Source organism: Halorubrum rarum (assembly GCF_048380895.1).
Taxonomy (GTDB): domain Archaea; phylum Halobacteriota; class Halobacteria; order Halobacteriales; family Haloferacaceae; genus Halorubrum.
On record NZ_JBLWMN010000006.1, the window covers coordinates 38,546 to 55,450 of the forward strand.

Annotated in this window: 16 protein-coding genes and 4 tRNA genes; 14 read left to right on the forward strand and 6 right to left on the reverse strand. The window is 63.4% G+C overall.

All coding sequences use genetic code 11. From position 1 onward, the window contains the following. Positions 1–30 precede the first annotated feature (30 nt). The 3 genes from ACNSN7_RS06020 to ACNSN7_RS06030 all read left to right on the forward strand — a co-directional run bounded on the left by ACNSN7_RS06020 (position 31) and on the right by ACNSN7_RS06030 (position 1,974). A complete protein-coding gene (locus tag ACNSN7_RS06020) occupies positions 31–894 on the forward strand; it encodes a shikimate dehydrogenase family protein (RefSeq protein WP_418281373.1) in 864 nt (287 codons plus the stop codon). Between the two features lie 89 nt (positions 895–983). Beyond that, entirely contained in the window at positions 984–1,469 is a 486-nt protein-coding gene (locus tag ACNSN7_RS06025; RefSeq protein ID WP_418281374.1) for a ferritin-like domain-containing protein, read from the forward strand. 73 nt (positions 1,470–1,542) lie between these two features. After that, a complete protein-coding gene (locus ACNSN7_RS06030) occupies positions 1,543–1,974 on the forward strand; it encodes a metal-dependent transcriptional regulator (protein WP_418281375.1) in 432 nt (143 codons plus the stop codon). Between the two features lie 34 nt (positions 1,975–2,008). On the opposite strand, the gene ACNSN7_RS06035 is transcribed toward ACNSN7_RS06030, so the two are convergent. Further along, entirely contained in the window at positions 2,009–2,293 is a 285-nt protein-coding gene (locus ACNSN7_RS06035) for a DUF7542 family protein (RefSeq protein WP_418281376.1), read from the reverse strand. 189 nt (positions 2,294–2,482) lie between these two features. On the opposite strand from ACNSN7_RS06035, the gene ACNSN7_RS06040 reads away from it, so the two are divergent. Beyond that, positions 2,483–2,552 (forward strand) — tRNA-Gly (locus tag ACNSN7_RS06040). 196 nt (positions 2,553–2,748) lie between these two features. Here ACNSN7_RS06040 and ACNSN7_RS06045 read toward each other — a convergent pair. From ACNSN7_RS06045 to ACNSN7_RS06060, 4 genes are all read right to left on the reverse strand, one after another. Continuing rightward, positions 2,749–2,824, reverse strand: a tRNA-Ile gene (locus ACNSN7_RS06045). Between the two features lie 41 nt (positions 2,825–2,865). Beyond that, positions 2,866–3,018, reverse strand: a complete 153-nt coding sequence (locus ACNSN7_RS06050) for a hypothetical protein (protein WP_418281377.1) — start codon at positions 3,016–3,018, stop codon at positions 2,866–2,868. A gap of 8 nt (positions 3,019–3,026) precedes the next feature. Further along, positions 3,027–3,329, reverse strand: coding sequence for a group I intron-associated PD-(D/E)XK endonuclease (locus ACNSN7_RS06055; protein ID WP_418281378.1), 303 nt, complete (start codon positions 3,327–3,329; stop codon positions 3,027–3,029). Positions 3,330–3,383: 54 nt separating this feature from the next. Next, positions 3,384–3,492 (reverse strand) — tRNA-Asn (locus ACNSN7_RS06060). Positions 3,493–3,691: 199 nt separating this feature from the next. Between ACNSN7_RS06060 and cca the strand changes: the two genes are divergently transcribed. The 7 genes from cca (at position 3,692) to ACNSN7_RS06095 (ending at position 13,294) form a co-directional block, all read left to right on the forward strand. Further along, complete coding sequence (gene cca / locus ACNSN7_RS06065) at positions 3,692–5,092, forward strand: CCA tRNA nucleotidyltransferase (RefSeq protein ID WP_418281379.1); 1,401 nt, start codon at positions 3,692–3,694, stop codon at positions 5,090–5,092. A gap of 188 nt (positions 5,093–5,280) precedes the next feature. Then, a complete protein-coding gene (locus ACNSN7_RS06070; protein WP_418281380.1) occupies positions 5,281–6,066 on the forward strand; it encodes a sulfite exporter TauE/SafE family protein in 786 nt (261 codons plus the stop codon). A 99-nt stretch (positions 6,067–6,165) separates the two neighbouring features. Continuing rightward, positions 6,166–6,474, forward strand: a complete 309-nt coding sequence (locus ACNSN7_RS06075; RefSeq protein ID WP_418281381.1) for a DUF7562 family protein — start codon at positions 6,166–6,168, stop codon at positions 6,472–6,474. Positions 6,475–6,548: 74 nt separating this feature from the next. After that, positions 6,549–7,850 (forward strand): ribonuclease catalytic domain-containing protein, encoded by a 1,302-nt coding sequence (locus tag ACNSN7_RS06080; RefSeq protein ID WP_418281382.1) that lies wholly within the window; start codon positions 6,549–6,551, stop codon positions 7,848–7,850. Positions 7,851–8,136: 286 nt separating this feature from the next. Continuing rightward, the gene (locus tag ACNSN7_RS06085) at positions 8,137–8,472 is read left to right on the forward strand and encodes a hypothetical protein (protein WP_418281383.1); all 336 of its coding nucleotides are present in this window, start codon (positions 8,137–8,139) and stop codon (positions 8,470–8,472) included. A 140-nt stretch (positions 8,473–8,612) separates the two neighbouring features. Continuing rightward, positions 8,613–12,527: an Eco57I restriction-modification methylase domain-containing protein gene (locus ACNSN7_RS06090; protein ID WP_418281384.1), complete on the forward strand. Its 3,915-nt coding sequence runs from the start codon at positions 8,613–8,615 to the stop codon at positions 12,525–12,527. Positions 12,528–12,982: 455 nt separating this feature from the next. Then, on the forward strand, positions 12,983–13,294 hold the full coding sequence (locus ACNSN7_RS06095) for a hypothetical protein (RefSeq protein ID WP_418281385.1): 312 nt from the start codon (positions 12,983–12,985) through the stop codon (positions 13,292–13,294). Positions 13,295–13,822: 528 nt separating this feature from the next. On the opposite strand, the gene ACNSN7_RS06100 is transcribed toward ACNSN7_RS06095, so the two are convergent. After that, positions 13,823–13,894: transfer RNA gene (locus ACNSN7_RS06100), tRNA-Ala, on the reverse strand. A 179-nt stretch (positions 13,895–14,073) separates the two neighbouring features. On the opposite strand from ACNSN7_RS06100, the gene ACNSN7_RS06105 reads away from it, so the two are divergent. The 3 genes from ACNSN7_RS06105 (at position 14,074) to ACNSN7_RS06115 (ending at position 16,826) form a co-directional block, all read left to right on the forward strand. Next, entirely contained in the window at positions 14,074–14,634 is a 561-nt protein-coding gene (locus ACNSN7_RS06105; protein WP_418281386.1) for a rhomboid family intramembrane serine protease, read from the forward strand. Positions 14,635–14,748: 114 nt separating this feature from the next. Further along, positions 14,749–15,249 carry a DUF5807 family protein gene (locus ACNSN7_RS06110; protein ID WP_418281387.1) on the forward strand — a complete coding sequence of 167 codons (501 nt, stop codon included), beginning with the start codon at positions 14,749–14,751 and terminating at the stop codon, positions 15,247–15,249. Between the two features lie 68 nt (positions 15,250–15,317). Further along, complete coding sequence (locus tag ACNSN7_RS06115) at positions 15,318–16,826, forward strand: RtcB family protein (protein ID WP_418281388.1); 1,509 nt, start codon at positions 15,318–15,320, stop codon at positions 16,824–16,826. Positions 16,827–16,905: the final 79 nt, after the last annotated feature.

The following is a 16,905-nucleotide window of genomic DNA, read 5'->3' on the forward strand; positions in this document are numbered from 1 at the left end:
TTTTTACTCGCCGCACACGCGGTCCCGTCCATGGACGTCTACGGACTGATCGGGAACCCGGTCGGCCATTCGCTGTCGCCGCCGATGCACGAGGCGGGCTACGAAGCGCTCGACATCGATGCACGATACGTCACCTTCGAACCGGGGCTCGACGCCGCGGCTCGAGCGGTCGACGGGGCGGCCGCGCTCGGCGTTCGCGGACTCAACGTCACGATCCCGTTTAAACGGGACGTGCTCGATGCGGTCGATCCGGACCCGCTCGCCGAGCGGATCGGCGCGGTCAACACGATCGACTTCGGCCCCGTCTCCGGGACTGCCGATACTACTGACGACCGTACTGCCGACGGCGGGACCGCCGAACGTCGTCCGTCCGGGTACAACACCGACGCCGCCGGGGTGACGCGGGCGTTCACACACCACGGCGTCGAACTCGCCGGTGCTGACGCGCTCGTGATCGGCGCGGGGGGTGCCGGGCGCGCGGCGGCGTTCGCGCTGGCGGACGCCGGCGCGACGGTCCACGTCGCGAACCGCACCGTCGATCGTGCCGTCGCGCTGGCGGACGACGTCCCGGGCGCGACTGGCGGGGGGCTCGCGGATATGGCGGACCGGGTCTCGGCGGCGGACGTTCTGGTCAACGCGACGAGCGTCGGCATGGAGGACCCCGATTCGACGCCGGTCCCTGCCGAGGCGTTGCACTCGGACTTGGCCGTCCTCGATGCGGTGTACACGCCGATCGAGACGCGCCTGCTCCGCGATGCCGTGGATCGGGGGGCGACCGCCGTCGACGGCGCGTGGATGCTGCTGTTTCAGGGGATCGAGGCGTTCGAGATCTGGACCGGCGAGGCCGCACCGGTCGAGGCGATGAACGCGGCGCTGCGAGCCGAACTCGGGTGAGTCGTACGGATCGCATCGAGGGAACCCCTTAAGTCGGAGAGCCTCCGACGTCAACACATGCGAACGGGTGTATCGATCGGGTGGGTACCGTGAGTGTTGGTCGCCGGATCACGTCCGACGACCAGCTCGCACGTCTGCTCCAGATCGGGATCGTGTTAGAGGAGGTCGTCGAGGCGCGGGCGTACCACCACTATCGGAGCCTCGACGCGGCGCTCGACGACGACGTCGAGGAGCTGCTGGAACACGCGGCGACGGAATCGGCCGAACACCGGGAACGGCTCGAAGGACTCATCGAGGACCTCGACGTTCAGAGCGTCCCCTTCGACGAGATCGAATCGCTCGTCGAGGCGAGATACGGACGGACACAGCCCGACGACTTCGACGGCGTGTTGTACGACCAGCTGTGCAACGAGGAGACCGCCTACAAGTTCTACGACGATCTCATCGCGGCGATCGAGGAGTCGGACGCCGAGTTCTCGGTCGACCGCACGGAGCTACTCGACACGCTGCGAGCCATCCGTAACGAGGAGGCCGAGGGAGCCAAAGCGGTAACCGAGATCATGGAGGGACGATGATCGGAGGACCTGACGGGCGACGGACGATCACACGAACCGAACGATCACGGCGCGGCTGTGACGGAGGAAACGCGTGAACACCGCCGACCAGTATCTCAAAACGATCTACGTCATCCAGCAGTCGACTGACGGTCCCGCCTCCACCGGTGCCATCGCGGACGCGCTCGACGTCAGCCCGGCCAGCGCGAACGAGATGATCGGGAAACTGGAGGGTCGCGGGCTGGCCGAACACGAGAAGTACAAGGGCGTTCGCCTCACCGATGACGGGATCGTCCGCGCCCGCGACGCGCTCCAGACGTACTGTATCATCGAGCGGTTCCTCGCGAACGTGCTCGGCGTCGAGGAGTTCCGGGCGGAGGCCCGCGAACTCGAGGCCGTCATCGACGGTACCGTCGCCGAACGACTGGACACGATCATCGATCGCCGACCGGAGTGTCCCGACTGCTTCGATCCCGAGACGGACGCCTGCGCGTGTCTCGACGTGTCGTTCGACGTCTCCGACTGATCTCCACTCCAGATCGCCGAGTACGAACCGCGCGTCAGCGTTCCACGCCGTCCTCGCGTTCCACGCCGTCCTCGCGTTCCTCGTCGAACTCGCTCCGAACGAGCGGCGAGTCCGGGTTCTCACATCCGGACCGTCCGCACACCCCGGCGTCCGCGCCCGCCCGTTCGACGCCGGCAGCGAGCCGATCGATCTCCCAGTCGAGGTCGTGGCCCGTCTCCCGACCGTGCTCCGCGATGGCCATCCGTGCACGTCGAAGCGACCCGTACGTCTCCGCGAGCGTGCACGACTCACATCGGACCGTCACTCGAGTACGGGGCATACCCGAACTCCGTTGCCGACGACCGTTAACGTCTCGGGTCGACGCTGACGCGGCGATACACGCACCGTCGAACGGGCCGATACCGGGATTCCCGAAGCACACGTGAAAACACGACGTCAGTCGTCGACTACCGCTCGACAGCGACCGCATAACTTAGTCGGGATCGCCGGACGAGTCAAACGGGACCGCGCGACGGTGGTGTAGCGGAACACGTGGCTCATCCAGAGTCAAACCGGAGGTTCGAGTCCTCCCCGTCGCATTCCCTGCTCCGCTTCGACGGCACGACCCGGACTGCCGACTTGATCCGCCGCTCCGAGCTCGCGGCTCGCGAAGGTGCTCGCCGCGAGACATGGGCCTTGCCGGATTCGAACCCCAGTCGCTCCGCGTTGCTCCGCTCCCTGCTTCGAATCCGCCGCTCTGAACTCGCGGCTCGCGAAGGTGCTCGCCGCGAGACATGGGCCTTGCCGGATTCGAACCGGCGCTCGTCCCGTTATGAGCGGGAAGCTTTCGACCAGACTAAGCTAAAGGCCCTCGTAGGGTCGTATCCGAGGCGTACTCTTTAGCGTACCGAATTACTCCGATCGCAGCGCGTCCAATACGGTGTCCAAGAGATACTCCTCATGCCAGTTCACGTTCTTCCGGTTGTTGTTCGCTGCAGGTTCGTATCTGAGGTTCATCGCTGTATCCGGGGCGTCCTCGAATCGGACGAGATAGACGTCCTCCATTCTGACGTTCAGTACTGCGAAAACTCGATATCGTCTTCGTATCCCTCACGTTCGTAGCCGTCGCTTTTCGTGCGCGTGCTTCGTGTTCTGAACTGGACGACCCCGGCGATCGATGCGTCGTGTGCCGTCTTCGCTTGGATCCGGTGGAACTCGCCGTCCACCTCGACCACGAGATCGTACGGATCGTTGTCGTACTCCGGGGACAACACGGAGACGTCGCGTGCGAGCTGCTCCGCTTTCACGATCGCCTCCGTCGCCTGTCCGCGCTTCTGTGGCTCGCCGAGTCGGTCGTACTGGTCGCGTCTGGACACGTGGATCGTCGACTCGTTTCGTGTGAAAAACCCATGTGACCGGAGGAAAAGGGACGCCGAAGCCAGGACTCGAACCTGGGACCGCCTCGTCTCTGCGACGTCCGGGGGGAGATCCGCCGAGCGTCGTAACAGCGAGGCGCTCTACCAACTGAGCTACTTCGGCTCGCATCCTCTCGTACTCGCGTCGTTTTGATAGGGCTTTCGTTTCCACCCGACTGCGGGGACGGTCGACACGGTTGACGGACGCGACGTCCGTCGATCGGACCGGTGCACGCTCGCCGTCCCGTTCCCCGCTATCGGCCTCGACCGACACGGGCCCGAGGGACCGACACGCTTTCGGCCGAACCGCGAGACTCCCGACCATGAGCGAACTCGACGCGGTGCTGGCGCGCGTCCGTGAGCGCGTGACGCCGGAGCCGGCCGAGCGGGAGCGGCTTCGGGACACCGCCGCGGAACTCTCGGATCGCGCTCGTGACGCGATCGCGGAGCTGCCGGTCGACGCCGACGTGGTGCAGGTCGGCTCGACCGCACGCGGGACGTGGGTCGCCGGCGACCGCGACATCGACCTGTTCGTTCGGTTCCCGCCCGATCTCGATCGGGAGCTCCTGGAGACGTACGGGCTCGCAGTCGGTCACGCGGTGTTGCCGGACGGCCACGAGGAGTACGCCGAACACCCGTACGTCAAAGGCGAACACGACGGGTTCGACGTCGATCTCGTTCCCTGTTACCGCGTCGCTGCTGCCGCCGAGATGGTGTCCGCGGTCGACCGGACGCCGTTCCACGACGCCTACCTCACCGAACGGCTGGACGACGAGCTCGCGAGCGACGTCGTCCTCGCGAAGGCGTTCTTAAAAGGGGTCGGCGCGTACGGGAGCGACCTCCGTACCGAGGGGTTCTCGGGCTATCTCACGGAGCTGCTCGTCGTCGAACTCGGCGGGTTCGTACCGCTCGTCGAGTCGGCCCGGAGCTGGCACCCTCCCGTCGAATTCGACCCCGAGGGTCACGCCGAGACGACGTTCGACGATCCGCTCGTCGTCGTCGATCCCACGGATCCGAACCGGAACGTCGCGGCGGTCCTCTCGGCCTCGAATCTCGCCCGGTTCCAGCACTACGCGCGTGACCTGCTCGCGAACCCGCGCGAGGAGCCGTTTCTCGCGGCGGATCCCGACCCGCTCGATGCGGGCGAGGTCCGGGAGCATCTCGACCGGCGCGGTGCGACGCCCGTCGCCGTCGTCTTCGACGCGCCGGAGCTCGTCGACGATCAGCTGTGGCCCCAGCTTCGACGGTCGCTCGACGGTATCGTCCGCGGGCTGAACGGGCACGGTTTCGACGTCCTCCGCGCGCAGGCGATGGTGAGCGAGGAGCCGGCCGATCCGGCTGTCAGCGAGCGCGCCCGGCCGCACGACCGGGCCGCGCTGTATGCGGAGCTCGACGCCGCGGAGCGACCCCGCATCGAGCGACACGAGGGCCCGCCCGTCGCCGTACGGAAACACGCGGCGCGCTTTTACGAGACGTACGCGGACGACGTTGATCCCGACACGTACGGGCCGTTCATCGACGGGGATCGGTACGTCGTCGAGCGCGAACGCGAGTTCACGACGGCCCGCCAGTACCTCGAGAGCGACTCCGCGGGCGACGTGGCGCTCGGTGCGCACGTCGAGCGCGAGTTCGCTGACCGGGACGTGCTCGTCGGCGACGCCGTCGCGACGTTGACGGACGAGTTCGGGGGCGCGCTTCGGGAGTTCTACGAACCCCATCCGTGAGGGTCCGGTCGGCTGCAGGATTGCCTCCGGCGGGCGCTTCGGCACCCACTGTATCGTCTCCATCAACGCCCGCACGGGAAATTAACCCGTCGACACCGACCGTGATCGGTGAGCTTCGAAGGCGACGGTCGTGCGTTCCGTCCGCATTCGGGACCGGTTTTTACATAGGGAGCAAGCGACCGTTCGGCGTGTCGTTTCCGCTCACGCCGTCGTTCCTGTTGGCCGTTGCGCTGGTCGTCGCCGTCGCGGGCACCGTCAACGGCGTCGCGGGGTTCGGATTCGCGGTCGTCGGGACGATGGCGCTGGCCACCTTACTCGATCCGGCGACGGCGGTCGTGTTCATGATCGTTCCGATCCTCGCGGCGAACCTCTCGCTCGTCGACGAACTGTCCGGCGCGGAGCTCCGGTCGTGCGGTCGCCGTTTCGCGCCGCTTCTCGTCGCCGCGACCGTCGGCACGCTGCTCGGAATGGTACTGCTGGACCGACTTCCCGAGGCACCCCTTCGTCTCGGGCTCGGCGTCGTGACGCTCGCGTTCGTCGCCGTCAGCCAGCGGGTCGTCCCGATCGCCCTCCCGTCGAGCGTGACGGAGCCGAGGTTCGCGGAATCGCCGGGATGGATGGCGGCGATCGGAGGGGTGTCCGGCGTGTTGTTCGGTGCGACGAACGTCGGGGTCCAGATCGTCGCGTACGTCCGCAGCCGTGACCTCTCACACGGGGTGTTCGTCGGCGTGGTCGCGCTCGTGTTCCTCGGTGTCAACGGCGTTCGAGTCGTCGCCGCCGGCGCACTCGGGCTGTACTCGGGCGTGACGGTCGCTGCCGTCTCCGTCGCCGCCGCGGTTCCCGCAGCCGCCGGTGTCGCCGTCGGGAAGCGTCTTCGTCCCCGACTCGGCGCGTGTCGCCGCCGTGGGCTCGTATTCGGTCTCCTGACGGTCATCGGCGTTCGACTCGTGTTGGGCGGACTCGGTATCGTGTGAGTCGTCAGGCGCACCGAGCCGGGCACGTCGGGCCGGGGGCGTCGGACGGGCGTCTGCCGCGTACCAAACGCTAAGTGGACCGAGGTCGAGTGGATCGATATGTGGCGTGCCCGGAGGAGCCGGGAGCGGCGGACCGTGGTGTGTATCGCGTGTGGCGACTCGGTGTTGCGTGAGGACGCGCGCGAGTACGACAAGGAGGGGAACCGCTGGGACCGACTCGACAAGGAGTTCGAGTACCTCTGTACCGACTGCGACGACGAGATCTGTCACCAGCCGCGGGACGGGCTCGAATCGCTGATCCTCTCGATCGAGTCCGACGGCCTCTCACAGGAGGAGTTCCTCGACCGATACGCCGACGCCGTCGTCGCCGATGCCGGCTCCGAGACACGCACCGAACGCGACCGATAGCCGACGCGATCGGCCGTCTATCCGACGGCGCTCGCCCCGACAGGCCTTTCTAACGGACGCGCCTTGGTTCGCGTATGAGTGACGACGAGCCGAAACCCGGCTCCGCCGAGGACCAGGGTCCCGTAACGATCACCGAGGAGCTGGCGGATCGGCTGGCGGACAAACGCGAGGAGCTGTTCGAGGAGTTCGGCATCCGTGACGAGTTCCCCGCGGAGGTGCTCCGGGAGGCGGAGACTCGAACGGAGGGCGTGTACGACGAGATCGAGTCCGAGATCGACGAGCGCCGCGACCTCCGTGACCTGACGACGTGGACGACCGACCCGATCGACGCGCAGGACTTCGACGACGCCATCTCGATCGAACGCGAGGCGGACGCCTACCGACTGTGGGTGCACATCGCGGACGTCACCCACTACGTGACGCCCGACACCGCGATGTGGGACGAGGCGGTCGAGCGCGCGAACACCGTGTACCTGCCCGCGTACACGATCCACATGCTTCCGGCGGTCCTCGCCGAGACGGTCTGCTCGCTGGTGCCGGAGGAGGACCGACTCGCCCACACCGTCGAGATGGAGATCGACGACGAGACCCTCTCCTTCGAGAACATCGAGATCTACAAGTCCGTCATCAACTCCGACGAACGACTCACCTACAAGCAGTGTGAGGAGCGACTCGACGACCCGTCGCTCCCGCTCGGCGAGGAGAACGAGCTCGCCTTCGAGCTCGCCGATCGAATGCACGAACAGCGCAAAGCGGACGGATCGCTCGTCCTCAACCCGCGGCGCGACCGCGCCCACACGATCATCGAGGAGGCGATGTTGAAGGCGAACAAGGCGGTCACGCACACGCTCATGTGGGAGCGCGGCGTCGAGGCGATGTACCGCGTCCACCCGCAGCCGACGCCCGACCAGTGGAACGAGGCGCTTCGCGAGATACAGGAGCTGGAGTCCGTGTCGATCCCGGGCGACGCGTGGGGTGACGACCCGCGCAAGGCGGTCAACGCCGCCCTCGAGCAGTCGCCGGAGCGCCAGCTCAGTAAGATCCAGCGCGCCGTGTTGAAGGTGATGCCGCGAGCGAAGTACATGAACGACCCCTTCGGCGGGCACCACGCGCTCAACTTCGACATCTACGGACACTTCACCTCGCCGATCCGCCGGCTTTCGGACACGATCAACCACTGGATCGTCCACGAGAACGACGTCCCCGAGAACCTGATCGAGCTGTGTGACCGCGCCAGCGACAAACAGAAGGACGGTGAGACCGCCGAACGCCTCTACAAGCAGTTCCTCCAGGAGCAGGGCCTCGATCCGTACGCCGTGAACAATCGTGGGCTGGAGGTCGTCGAGGAGTCGGAGGAAGCGAAACACACGACGTGAGACGGTCTTCCGGATAGATCTCCTGAATCGGTCCGTGGTTGTGCTCGCCGTGAGCGTTCTGTACTCTTGTCGACGCTCCACTCGGTGTGCGGCGCAGCGTTGCTGACGACGGACATAGTGAGTCGTTTGGGCCACGCACTCCGTTCTCACTACGGATCACTTCGGATGGCGTCAGTGTGGACTCGACCGGCTTGCTGAATCCTATTCGGTCGATAAGAGCAACGCTGTTGAACACCTCGAATTTACCTCGCGCACGCTCAAGCGGGTTGAATGGAAACCGTGGGAAATGCCCGTGATCGGGCCGCACCTGATCGAAGTTACGAACGCGAGCTACGGCTTCGAGAAAGACGATCACTCGTACACGGTCGGCATGGATGTACCGGATGGTGTCGCAGTTCCGGTCAAGTGCGAGTGTCCAGCCGATATTCACCACGACACGGACTGTAAGCACAAGACCGCACTCGCGATCGTCGGGGGCCCGACCGTCTTGAACGCGGCCGTAAATTTCGAGGGCTCAAGCCCGGTCCTCGGCGTCGCTACCGACGGCGGGTGCGAGTGTGACGGAGACAGACTGCCCTGCTTTGACTACTTCTCCGCTGGCCGGCGAGAACTCCCTGAATAGGCGAGAACCCCGCCGCCCGCGATCCTTTGACTCGACGTTAGTGACTACCAGAAAGGACTATCCTCGCCGGCGGGTTCTATCGCTGTCGTGTATCCAAGTAGTCAGTAATCATTAAGGAACACCGGTCGACACAAGAGGCTATGCCTGACGCCGCCGCCGTCTCCGAGTCTCTCAAGGGAATTAGTACCCGCTCGGCGGGGGACATGAGCGAGCGCGACGTAGAGAATCTGTTTCTCGAAACGGGGTTCTACGACGCTCTCGGCTTCGAGGGAACCGGCACCGACCTCCGGAGCGAATTCACCCTCCCCGACGACCGCCGCCCCGACTACATCACGCTGGACTCGAACGAGGCCGTCACGACCGTCTACGAATTCAAGACCACCGGCGAATCCCTCCCGCAACACAAGTCACAGCTGTTCGGTTACATGGACTTCCTCCGGGCGGAACACGGCGTTCTGACGAACGGCGAGGAGCTACGCCTCTACCGACGCGGGGAGGACCGCCCCCAACTCGTACTCTCTCTCGACGCCGTCACCGACTCGGACGCCCGCGACCTCTTAAGCGCGCTTCAGAAACGCGAGTTCGACCTCACCGACCCCGACGACGTGAACAACTTCCTCGCGGACCTCGATCCGATCCCCTTGAACGAACAGGCGGAACTCGGGCAAGAGCATTTCTTCGACACGTTCCGACTTGAGGAGGGCAGCCCGTTTGCGGATCTCATTACGGGGATGATGGACCTTCTCGAAGAACTCCGCGACGATCAGGAAGCCAAGTTCGTCAAAGGGGCCTATGACTTCTGGGAGGCGACGTACGCGAGTGAACCCGACGAAGTGCCGGACTCGTGGGAGCCCTTTATCGGCGGGAACCAGTCACTCCGGGACTTCATGTTCTGTCTCGAAAGCGGGCACGCGCTTCTCGCCCGCCTTCTCCTCGCGAAAGCCACTGAGGACCACGACTTCTTCGCTGGCACTCCGTACGGAGGGATGGACGAGTACTTTCGCGGTCTCCAAGGATTCGGCCGGACGATCAATCTTGACGCGTTCCCCGTCGCCGCGGACAACCTGATCGACGACATGTCGGACCAACTCGTCGAGGGACTGTTTCAGGACGACATTTTCGTGTGGTGGACGGACGGCTACGCCGAGGAGCTATCTCGGGGACACGAAACGGGCGCAAGCCAGTTCGAGGAAGTCGCCAAGGAGACCAGTGGGATGGAACGGATCAGCGACGCGACCCGGGATCGATTCAGCCGGGCGGTGGCGGAGGTGTTCTTCAACGTACTCCGGTTCGACTTCGGAGACGTAGAAGGGGACCTTCTCGGAGACCTCTATCAACGGTACTTCGACCCGGAGACGCGGAAGGCCCTCGGAGAGTTCTACACGCCGCAGCCGGTGATCGACTACATCATGGACGGCGTCGGCTACGACCGCGGCGTCTCGAACGAGCGGCTCATCGATCCCGCCTGTGGCTCGGGGACGTTCCTCGTGGAGGCCGTCGAACGGTACATCGCGGACGTAGAGCAGTACGAGGAGGACCCAGACTGGAAAGACCATCTCCAAGACCTGTGTACCCGCCCGCGCGTGGTGGGGCTCGACATACACCCCTTTGCCGTTCTCATGGCGCAGATCCGCTTCGTCGTGGCAGTTCTCCCCGCGTATCGGAAGGCGAAACAGGAACACCCGGAGTACACGATCCGCCGGCTCCCGATCTACCGGACCGACACGCTCCGGAACGAGCGGGAACTGACTGGGACTGACCTCGGTGATGACGGGTCCCGACAGATGACCTTCGACGCGATGACCGACGACGAGCAGGACGTGCGGATCCCGGTTCCGCTCCCTGTCGAAGTAGACGAGGACGAAGTAGGCGAGACCGAGGACGGCTTCCTCGTTCGGCGGGTTCGGATGCCGCTGTTCGACACGATCCAGCTTGAGACGGGTGTGAGCAACTTCGGGGAGTACTTTGCCGCGTTACAGGGGGTTCTCGACACGGTGAAGGATCACATGGCACTCGCAGAGGAGTTCGGTGGGGACTTCGACTGGACCTATCAGAGCGGGCTTGAGGAGCGTATCCACCACCATACGGATCGCGAGTACGACGGCGTCGAGGAGTTCTTCGCCCCGTACGTGAACGACATGCTGGAGAACGTCCGGTATCTCAAAGAGGAACACAACGACGGGCGGCTATTCAAGATGTTCGAGGACACGGTTCTGGCGCTCGTCGCTAAGAATTATATGAAGTACGACTATGTCGTTGGTAATCCGCCGTACGTCCGTATCCAGAACCTCCCGGATAGTCAGAAGCAGATGATGAAGCAACTCTACGAGTCCACAACCGGGAACTACGATATTTACGGTCCGTTCTATGAGCGCGGCCTCGACTGGTTATCAGAGGATACGGGAAAACTCGGATTTATCACACCGAATCAGTTTATGACCACAGACTACGGCAAAGGGCTTCGTCGTGTGCTGTTGCGTGAAAGCCGAATCAAGGAGGTCTATGACTTCCGTGACTCGGGCGTGTTTGAGGATGCGAAGAACTACCCGGCTATCGTTATCCTCGAAGACGAGCCGGACGCGAACGAACGAAACGAGAATGAAATCCGGTGTGTTCGTGTAAAGGGAGATACGAAAGCGCCCACGAACCGGAGCCTCGATACCGCAATCCTCGACGCAGTCCGTCAACACCGTGACGAACCGGGATACGAAGACGAGTTCATCAACGTGTTCGACCATCCGCAGGGTGACTTAGATGACGGATATTGGGCGCTGATGCCACCAGAAGAACTGAATATTATTCACAAAATGGATGCGGCAAGTGACGCGACTGTGGGGGATGTGACGGACTCCGTTTTTGCTGGAACACAGACCAGCGCGAACGACGTGTTCCTCGTCACGCCAATTGATGCCGATCGGATTTCTGCCGACGAGACAGGTAACACGGTCACAGTTGTTCCGAAGGGGGCGAGCCGAGAGTACGAGATCGAGGCAGATACACTACGCCCTTGGTTACAGGGACGTGATATTAACCGATGGCGTGGAGACTGGTCTGGAGAACACGCGATCGTGCCGTACACACTCGACCGTGACGACGACGAGAATCTCACCTCGAACCTAATCACTCAGGAGAGACTCAAAAACGAATTACCCCTGACGTGGGAGTATCTGATGGAGCATCGGAATGCATTAGAAAGCCGTGAGGGTGGGAGGTTTGAAGACCGGGAGGATTGGTATGGATTCGGATACCCTAAGAGTATGACACGATTTGAAGATCCGAAGCTCATCTGCCCTGAAATCGCGGCAGAGGCGACGTTTATGCTGGATGAGGTCGGGACGTGGTTTTTCAAGGCCGCGTACGGTGTTCAACTCGAAGATGAGTTCAAGAGTCGGACAGATACGTTCGCCGCCCTGTTGAACTCTAATGCGTTAGACTTCTATCTCAAACACTATACGGCGCTGAAGGTCGATGGGTACTACAAGTACACGACGAACTATCTGACACCGCTTCCGATCACGTGGGGCGACGACGACAACCGCGACGAGATCCGGAAGTCTGTATCCACGATCACTACAGCGTTAGATACAGATACCAAGACTGCGCGATTCCCTGAAGCGTATCTTGGGGACTATGACGGTGAACTCGACTACATCACTTATGAATGGCAGACTCGCCGGTATCCGGTGAACGCCGAAGTACAGGGAGACGTAGAGGGCGACTTCACGGTACAGGCCGGTCGGTCGGACGTAATCAACGACCCGGCGATGTATTCCGACGACCGAGGAGCCCGGAAGCATCGTGCTGAGTACGTTCACGCCGCCGTGAATGGCCGGAGTGTCAAGAGCGGCGAGGAAACGACCATTCCTATTCCCCGAAGCGACGAGGGCGTGGTGGAGCTTCTGGAGCATCTGGAGGCGGATCGTGTCGAGGTAGAGGAGACGGACATCGAGGAACTGGAGAAAATGGTAAATGATGTTGTATACGATATGTTCGGAATCACCTCTGCGGAACAGGATGTGATTGAGGAGTTCTTAGAAACGTTCCGAGTATACTGATTTACCGAACCACCGTCGTTGAGGGTACTTCGAAGTGTTCTGAGCCGGGTGGGTGGTCGGGGGCGTTCTCACGCAAAATAGTCGTTTTTGTAACTTCTCAGGCACGTGTATATCAACCAACACCCCACGATTTCAGATACAACACGCTCTCCATCCTGTGATCTTTCTTTCCATCCTTTACTTTCACTCTGGTTCCAGCACAACTAAATTTCTCAAACACCACCTAATTGACATGGCATCAAGCCTGAATCTCGGAGACTTGCCGAGTTGGATCGTGGTACTGATAATCGGTCTCGGTATCGTGTGGGCCACCTCTAATGGTGTCCTTGGTAACGAGTATGAGTCGTGGGGTCGAATAATGATGATCGGCGCTGGCGGATTGGGGGCATTTTACTTTATGACCGATGTCGGACGGAAGCTCTGAAGATACACCCGCAGTTCCAGGGTAAACAACTATGAGATCAAAACGAAAATCCGGCGGAGGGTTGGTCGCGAAATTGATTTTTGTGAAGCGAGTAATCGGTGTTGTGGCAGTCTTAGGTGTGTTTTACCTAACAGTTCCATGGGCGATGATGAGCGCAGCCAGCCAAAGTGAAGGCCTCACCACGGCTGAGTTTATGAGTGCTATCAACGCATGGGCAACAGGGCTGATAGAGAATATACTGCTCGTTGTTTTGTTGCTGTTCATCGCTGTACTCACGTATGGCCCTGAGGTACTCGACCTCGTGGGAGGTCCGGGAAGACAGAACTCACCACCAAGATATTGAGATCCGATCAACGGTCTCGCCAGCGGTCACATTCTTCGGACAAATTACACCTATTTCAGAGTGTGATGTGTTCGGAAAGAGAGCCAACATTGCGATAGAACCGCCGCCGTCAACTTCCGTCCACCCTTGGACCAGTCCTACCCAAGTCTTCGCGGAATCGTATAGGACCGCCGTAAAATTCGAGATCGATTCTCGCCCGAACTCTGTGTCACGCACACAAATCGCCTGACCGTGATCTAACCGGTCCCCATGGGTCGTGTGGTATCGCCGGGAACGTTCTATCGCAACGAGGAGCTGCGCGAGGCTGCCAGCGAACGGACCCGCGCCTGAAGCTCGCCCCAATTCGGTTCCTTTGTACAGACCGCACCCCAGCTCACCCGCGACCCCGTTACCGAATCAAATGTTGGCGGCAATCTCGTCCGCGAGACCGAATCAAATGGCTCTCTCACGAGGTATCTGAATGCGAATATTGATGTAATAGGGCTTCTAAGGACTAGATACAGTTATTCGGCGGCTTCAAAAACTGAATGGACTCGCGGGGATTTGAACCCCGGGCCTCTTCCTTGCGAAGGAAGCGATCTGCCGCTGATCTACGAGCCCGCATCTCTTCGAAACCGTCGTTCGTACTTGTACCTTACCTTTCGACCGTCCGTGTGGGACCGTTCCCCTTGCGCTGTCGGAGGGCGTGCTCGGCTCGTCGCGTGTCGCTCCCTCGCAGTCGCCGGCGTCCCGATCGGTCGGTCGCGGGTTTATGAGCGCTCGTCCCCAACGATCGGGCGATGCGTGCCACGCTCGAAACGCTCGGGATCGTCGCCGTCGTCGGCGTCGTCCAGACCGCCTTGCGCGTCGTCGATCTCGCGTGGGCGCTCGCGCTGTCGGCCCCCGTCTCGGTCGCGCCGTGGACGGTCGTCACCAGCGTGTACGCACACGGCTCGCTCGCTCACCTGTTCGCGAACGCCGTCGGGCTCGCTCTCGTCGGTCCGCTCGTCGAGCGCCGAACGACTCGGCTTCGCTTTCACGCGTTCGTCGTCGCCACCGGCGCGCTCGCGGGCGTCTCACAGGTGACGCTCGGCTCGCTGATCGGCCCATCGCCAGCCGTACTGGGACTGAGCGGAGCCGTCTTCGCGCTCGGCGGCTACCTGCTCGCTGGCAACGTGGTGAGCACGACACTGTTCGACCGGCTCCGTCTCTCGACGCGCGCCCAGTTCGCGCTGTTCGGCCTCGTCGCCGTGTTCCTCACGCTCGCGACCGCCGCACCCGGCGTCGCGCTGATCGCCCACGCCACGGGGGCGTTCTGCGGGCTCGTCGCGGGTCGCGCGAGACTACTCGACGCGCAGTAGCGCCTCGCGACGACCGTGCTCGACGATCCCCCGTCGGCGTCGGCGACGGACTCGGCGGGTGTCGAGCTCGTCCCGACTCGGTCGCCTTTTAGGGTTCACGGCCGTGTCACCGACATGAGCAAACTCGACGAGTTCCTCGCCGGCGATCGACTCGACGACGTCGTCTTATTCATCAGCGACGCGTCCCTCGACGACGATTCCCGACTCCGGAACGTCGGCACCGAGACCGACGGTGGCGTTCGACTCGTTCTCGACGGAGAGACGGGTCGGGCGGCGTTCCAGGCAGGCACCGGGATGGGTGCGATGGAGTTCGCACAGACCGCGACACGAACGGAGGGCGAGATCGCGCGGTCGCTCGACGACGGGGACTGTCCGTTCGCGGACGACTCGGCGACGGAAGCCGGCGAGGAGTCGAACGACACCGGCGACGTGTCCGGTGACGCCGGCGAGTCGCCCGACGAGGACCACGAGATCAGTTTCGTGTTCGCGTTCGCGGAGGGACGAAACGAGGACGTCGGCGGCATCTACGCCGAGGGCGACGTCGTGCACGCGTACGCGCACTGTGCGTGCGGCGAGAGCTACTCGCAGAAGTGGGTCGTCGGGGACCGCGAGTAGACCGGCGTTCGCCCGAACACCGCCGACCGGACGCAACGCCCTTCCCCTCCGGTGGCGAAGCGATACGCATGACCACGCGCGAGTTCGACGACATCCGACTAGAGAAGCTCCGGGAGCACGTCTGGGAGATCCCGCGGGAGGGAGAGATGCGGGTTCCGGCGCGGGTGCTCGCCAGCGAGGCGCTCTTAGCGGAGATAAGCGAGGACAAGACGCTCCAACAACTGCGGAACGCGACGCACCTGCCGGGAATCGTCGAGCCGGCGATCTGTATGCCGGACGGCCATCAGGGGTACGGCTTCCCGGTCGGCGGCGTCGGCGCGATCGACGCCGAGACCGGCTGTATCTCGCCCGGAGCCATCGGCTACGACATCAACTGTGGCGTCCGAATGGTGCGCACGAGCCTGACGTACGACGACGTGCGCGGTCGCGAGGAGGAACTCGTTGACGCCCTGTTCGAGGCGGTCCCCTCGGGGCTCGGCGGCGGCGGCGTCATCGACGGCGGTATCGACGCGATCGAGGCGGCGCTCGAACGCGGCGTCGAGTGGGCGGTCGAGGCGGGCTACGGGATCGAAAGCGACCTCGACCACTGCGAGGACGAGGGTCGACGGCCGGACGCGCGCCCGGAGTACGTCTCCAAGAAGGCGAAGGACCGCGGGCGCAACCAGATGGGGTCGCTCGGGTCGGGGAACCACTTCCTCGAGGTGCAACGCGTCACGGACGTGTTCGACGACGCGACCGCGGAGGCGTACGGTCTCTCGGAGGGGCAGGTCGTCGTCCTGATCCACTGTGGGAGCCGCGGACTCGGCCACCAGACGTGTAACGACTACCTGCGCCGGATCGAGAAGGAACACGGCGACCTCCTCGATTCGCTGCCGGACAAGGAGCTGGCCGCCGCGCCGGCGGGCTCGGCGCTCGCCGAGGAGTACTACGGCGCGATGGGTGCGTGCATCAACTTCGCGTGGGTGAACCGCCAGCTCATCACCCACCGGACCCGAGAGGTGTTCGGCGACGTGTTCGACGCCGACCCGATCGAGGAGCTGGGAATGGAACTCCTCTACGACGTGGCCCACAACATCGGGAAAAAGGAGCGCCACGAGGTCGGCGTCGGTCCCGACGGCCTCCCCGCCGTGGGCGAGGACGTCGTCGACCGCGAAATGCGGGAGCTGTACGTCCACCGCAAGGGGGCGACGCGTGCGTTCCCCGCGGGTCACGAGGACGTGCCGAGCGCGTACCGCGCGGTCGGCCAACCCGTGATCATTCCGGGAAGCATGGGCGCGGGGTCGTACGTGCTCTCCGGCGGCGACGAGTCGATGCGCGTCTCGTTCGGCTCGACCGCCCACGGTGCCGGGCGGCTGATGAGCCGGACGCAGGCGAAACAGGAGTTCTGGGGCGGCGACGTCCGGGACGACCTCGCGGGGGGACAACAGATCTACGTGAAAGCGCAGTCGGGCGCGACGATCGCCGAGGAGGCACCCGGCGTGTACAAGGACGTCGACGAGGTGGTTCGCGTCAGCGACGAGCTCGGAATCGGAGACAAGGTCGCGCGGACGTTCCCGGTGTGCAATATTAAAGGGTAGCGCGAGTGCCTGCAACCGAACCCGTTCGGCCGCCTCTCAGATATCGGTAGGATACGTGACCGCCGGCCACTTTTAAGCG

Excerpts from the sequence above, each read along its gene's own strand:
- ACNSN7_RS06075 (WP_418281381.1), top strand. The coding sequence starts at position 6,166 with ATGTGGCGTGCCCGGAGGAGCCGGGAGCGGCGGACCGTGGTGTGTATC.
- cca (WP_418281379.1), top strand. The coding sequence starts at position 3,692 with ATGAGCGAACTCGACGCGGTGCTGGCGCGCGTCCGTGAGCGCGTGACG.
- ACNSN7_RS06080 (WP_418281382.1), top strand. The coding sequence starts at position 6,549 with ATGAGTGACGACGAGCCGAAACCCGGCTCCGCCGAGGACCAGGGTCCC.
- ACNSN7_RS06085 (WP_418281383.1), top strand. The coding sequence starts at position 8,137 with ATGCCCGTGATCGGGCCGCACCTGATCGAAGTTACGAACGCGAGCTAC.
- ACNSN7_RS06110 (WP_418281387.1), top strand. The coding sequence starts at position 14,749 with ATGAGCAAACTCGACGAGTTCCTCGCCGGCGATCGACTCGACGACGTC.
- ACNSN7_RS06020 (WP_418281373.1), top strand. The coding sequence starts at position 31 with ATGGACGTCTACGGACTGATCGGGAACCCGGTCGGCCATTCGCTGTCG.
- ACNSN7_RS06050 (WP_418281377.1), bottom strand. The coding sequence starts at position 3,018 with ATGGAGGACGTCTATCTCGTCCGATTCGAGGACGCCCCGGATACAGCG.
- ACNSN7_RS06105 (WP_418281386.1), top strand. The coding sequence starts at position 14,074 with ATGCGTGCCACGCTCGAAACGCTCGGGATCGTCGCCGTCGTCGGCGTC.
- ACNSN7_RS06090 (WP_418281384.1), top strand. The coding sequence starts at position 8,613 with ATGCCTGACGCCGCCGCCGTCTCCGAGTCTCTCAAGGGAATTAGTACC.
- ACNSN7_RS06035 (WP_418281376.1), bottom strand. The coding sequence starts at position 2,293 with ATGCCCCGTACTCGAGTGACGGTCCGATGTGAGTCGTGCACGCTCGCG.
- ACNSN7_RS06095 (WP_418281385.1), top strand. The coding sequence starts at position 12,983 with ATGAGATCAAAACGAAAATCCGGCGGAGGGTTGGTCGCGAAATTGATT.
- ACNSN7_RS06115 (WP_418281388.1), top strand. The coding sequence starts at position 15,318 with ATGACCACGCGCGAGTTCGACGACATCCGACTAGAGAAGCTCCGGGAG.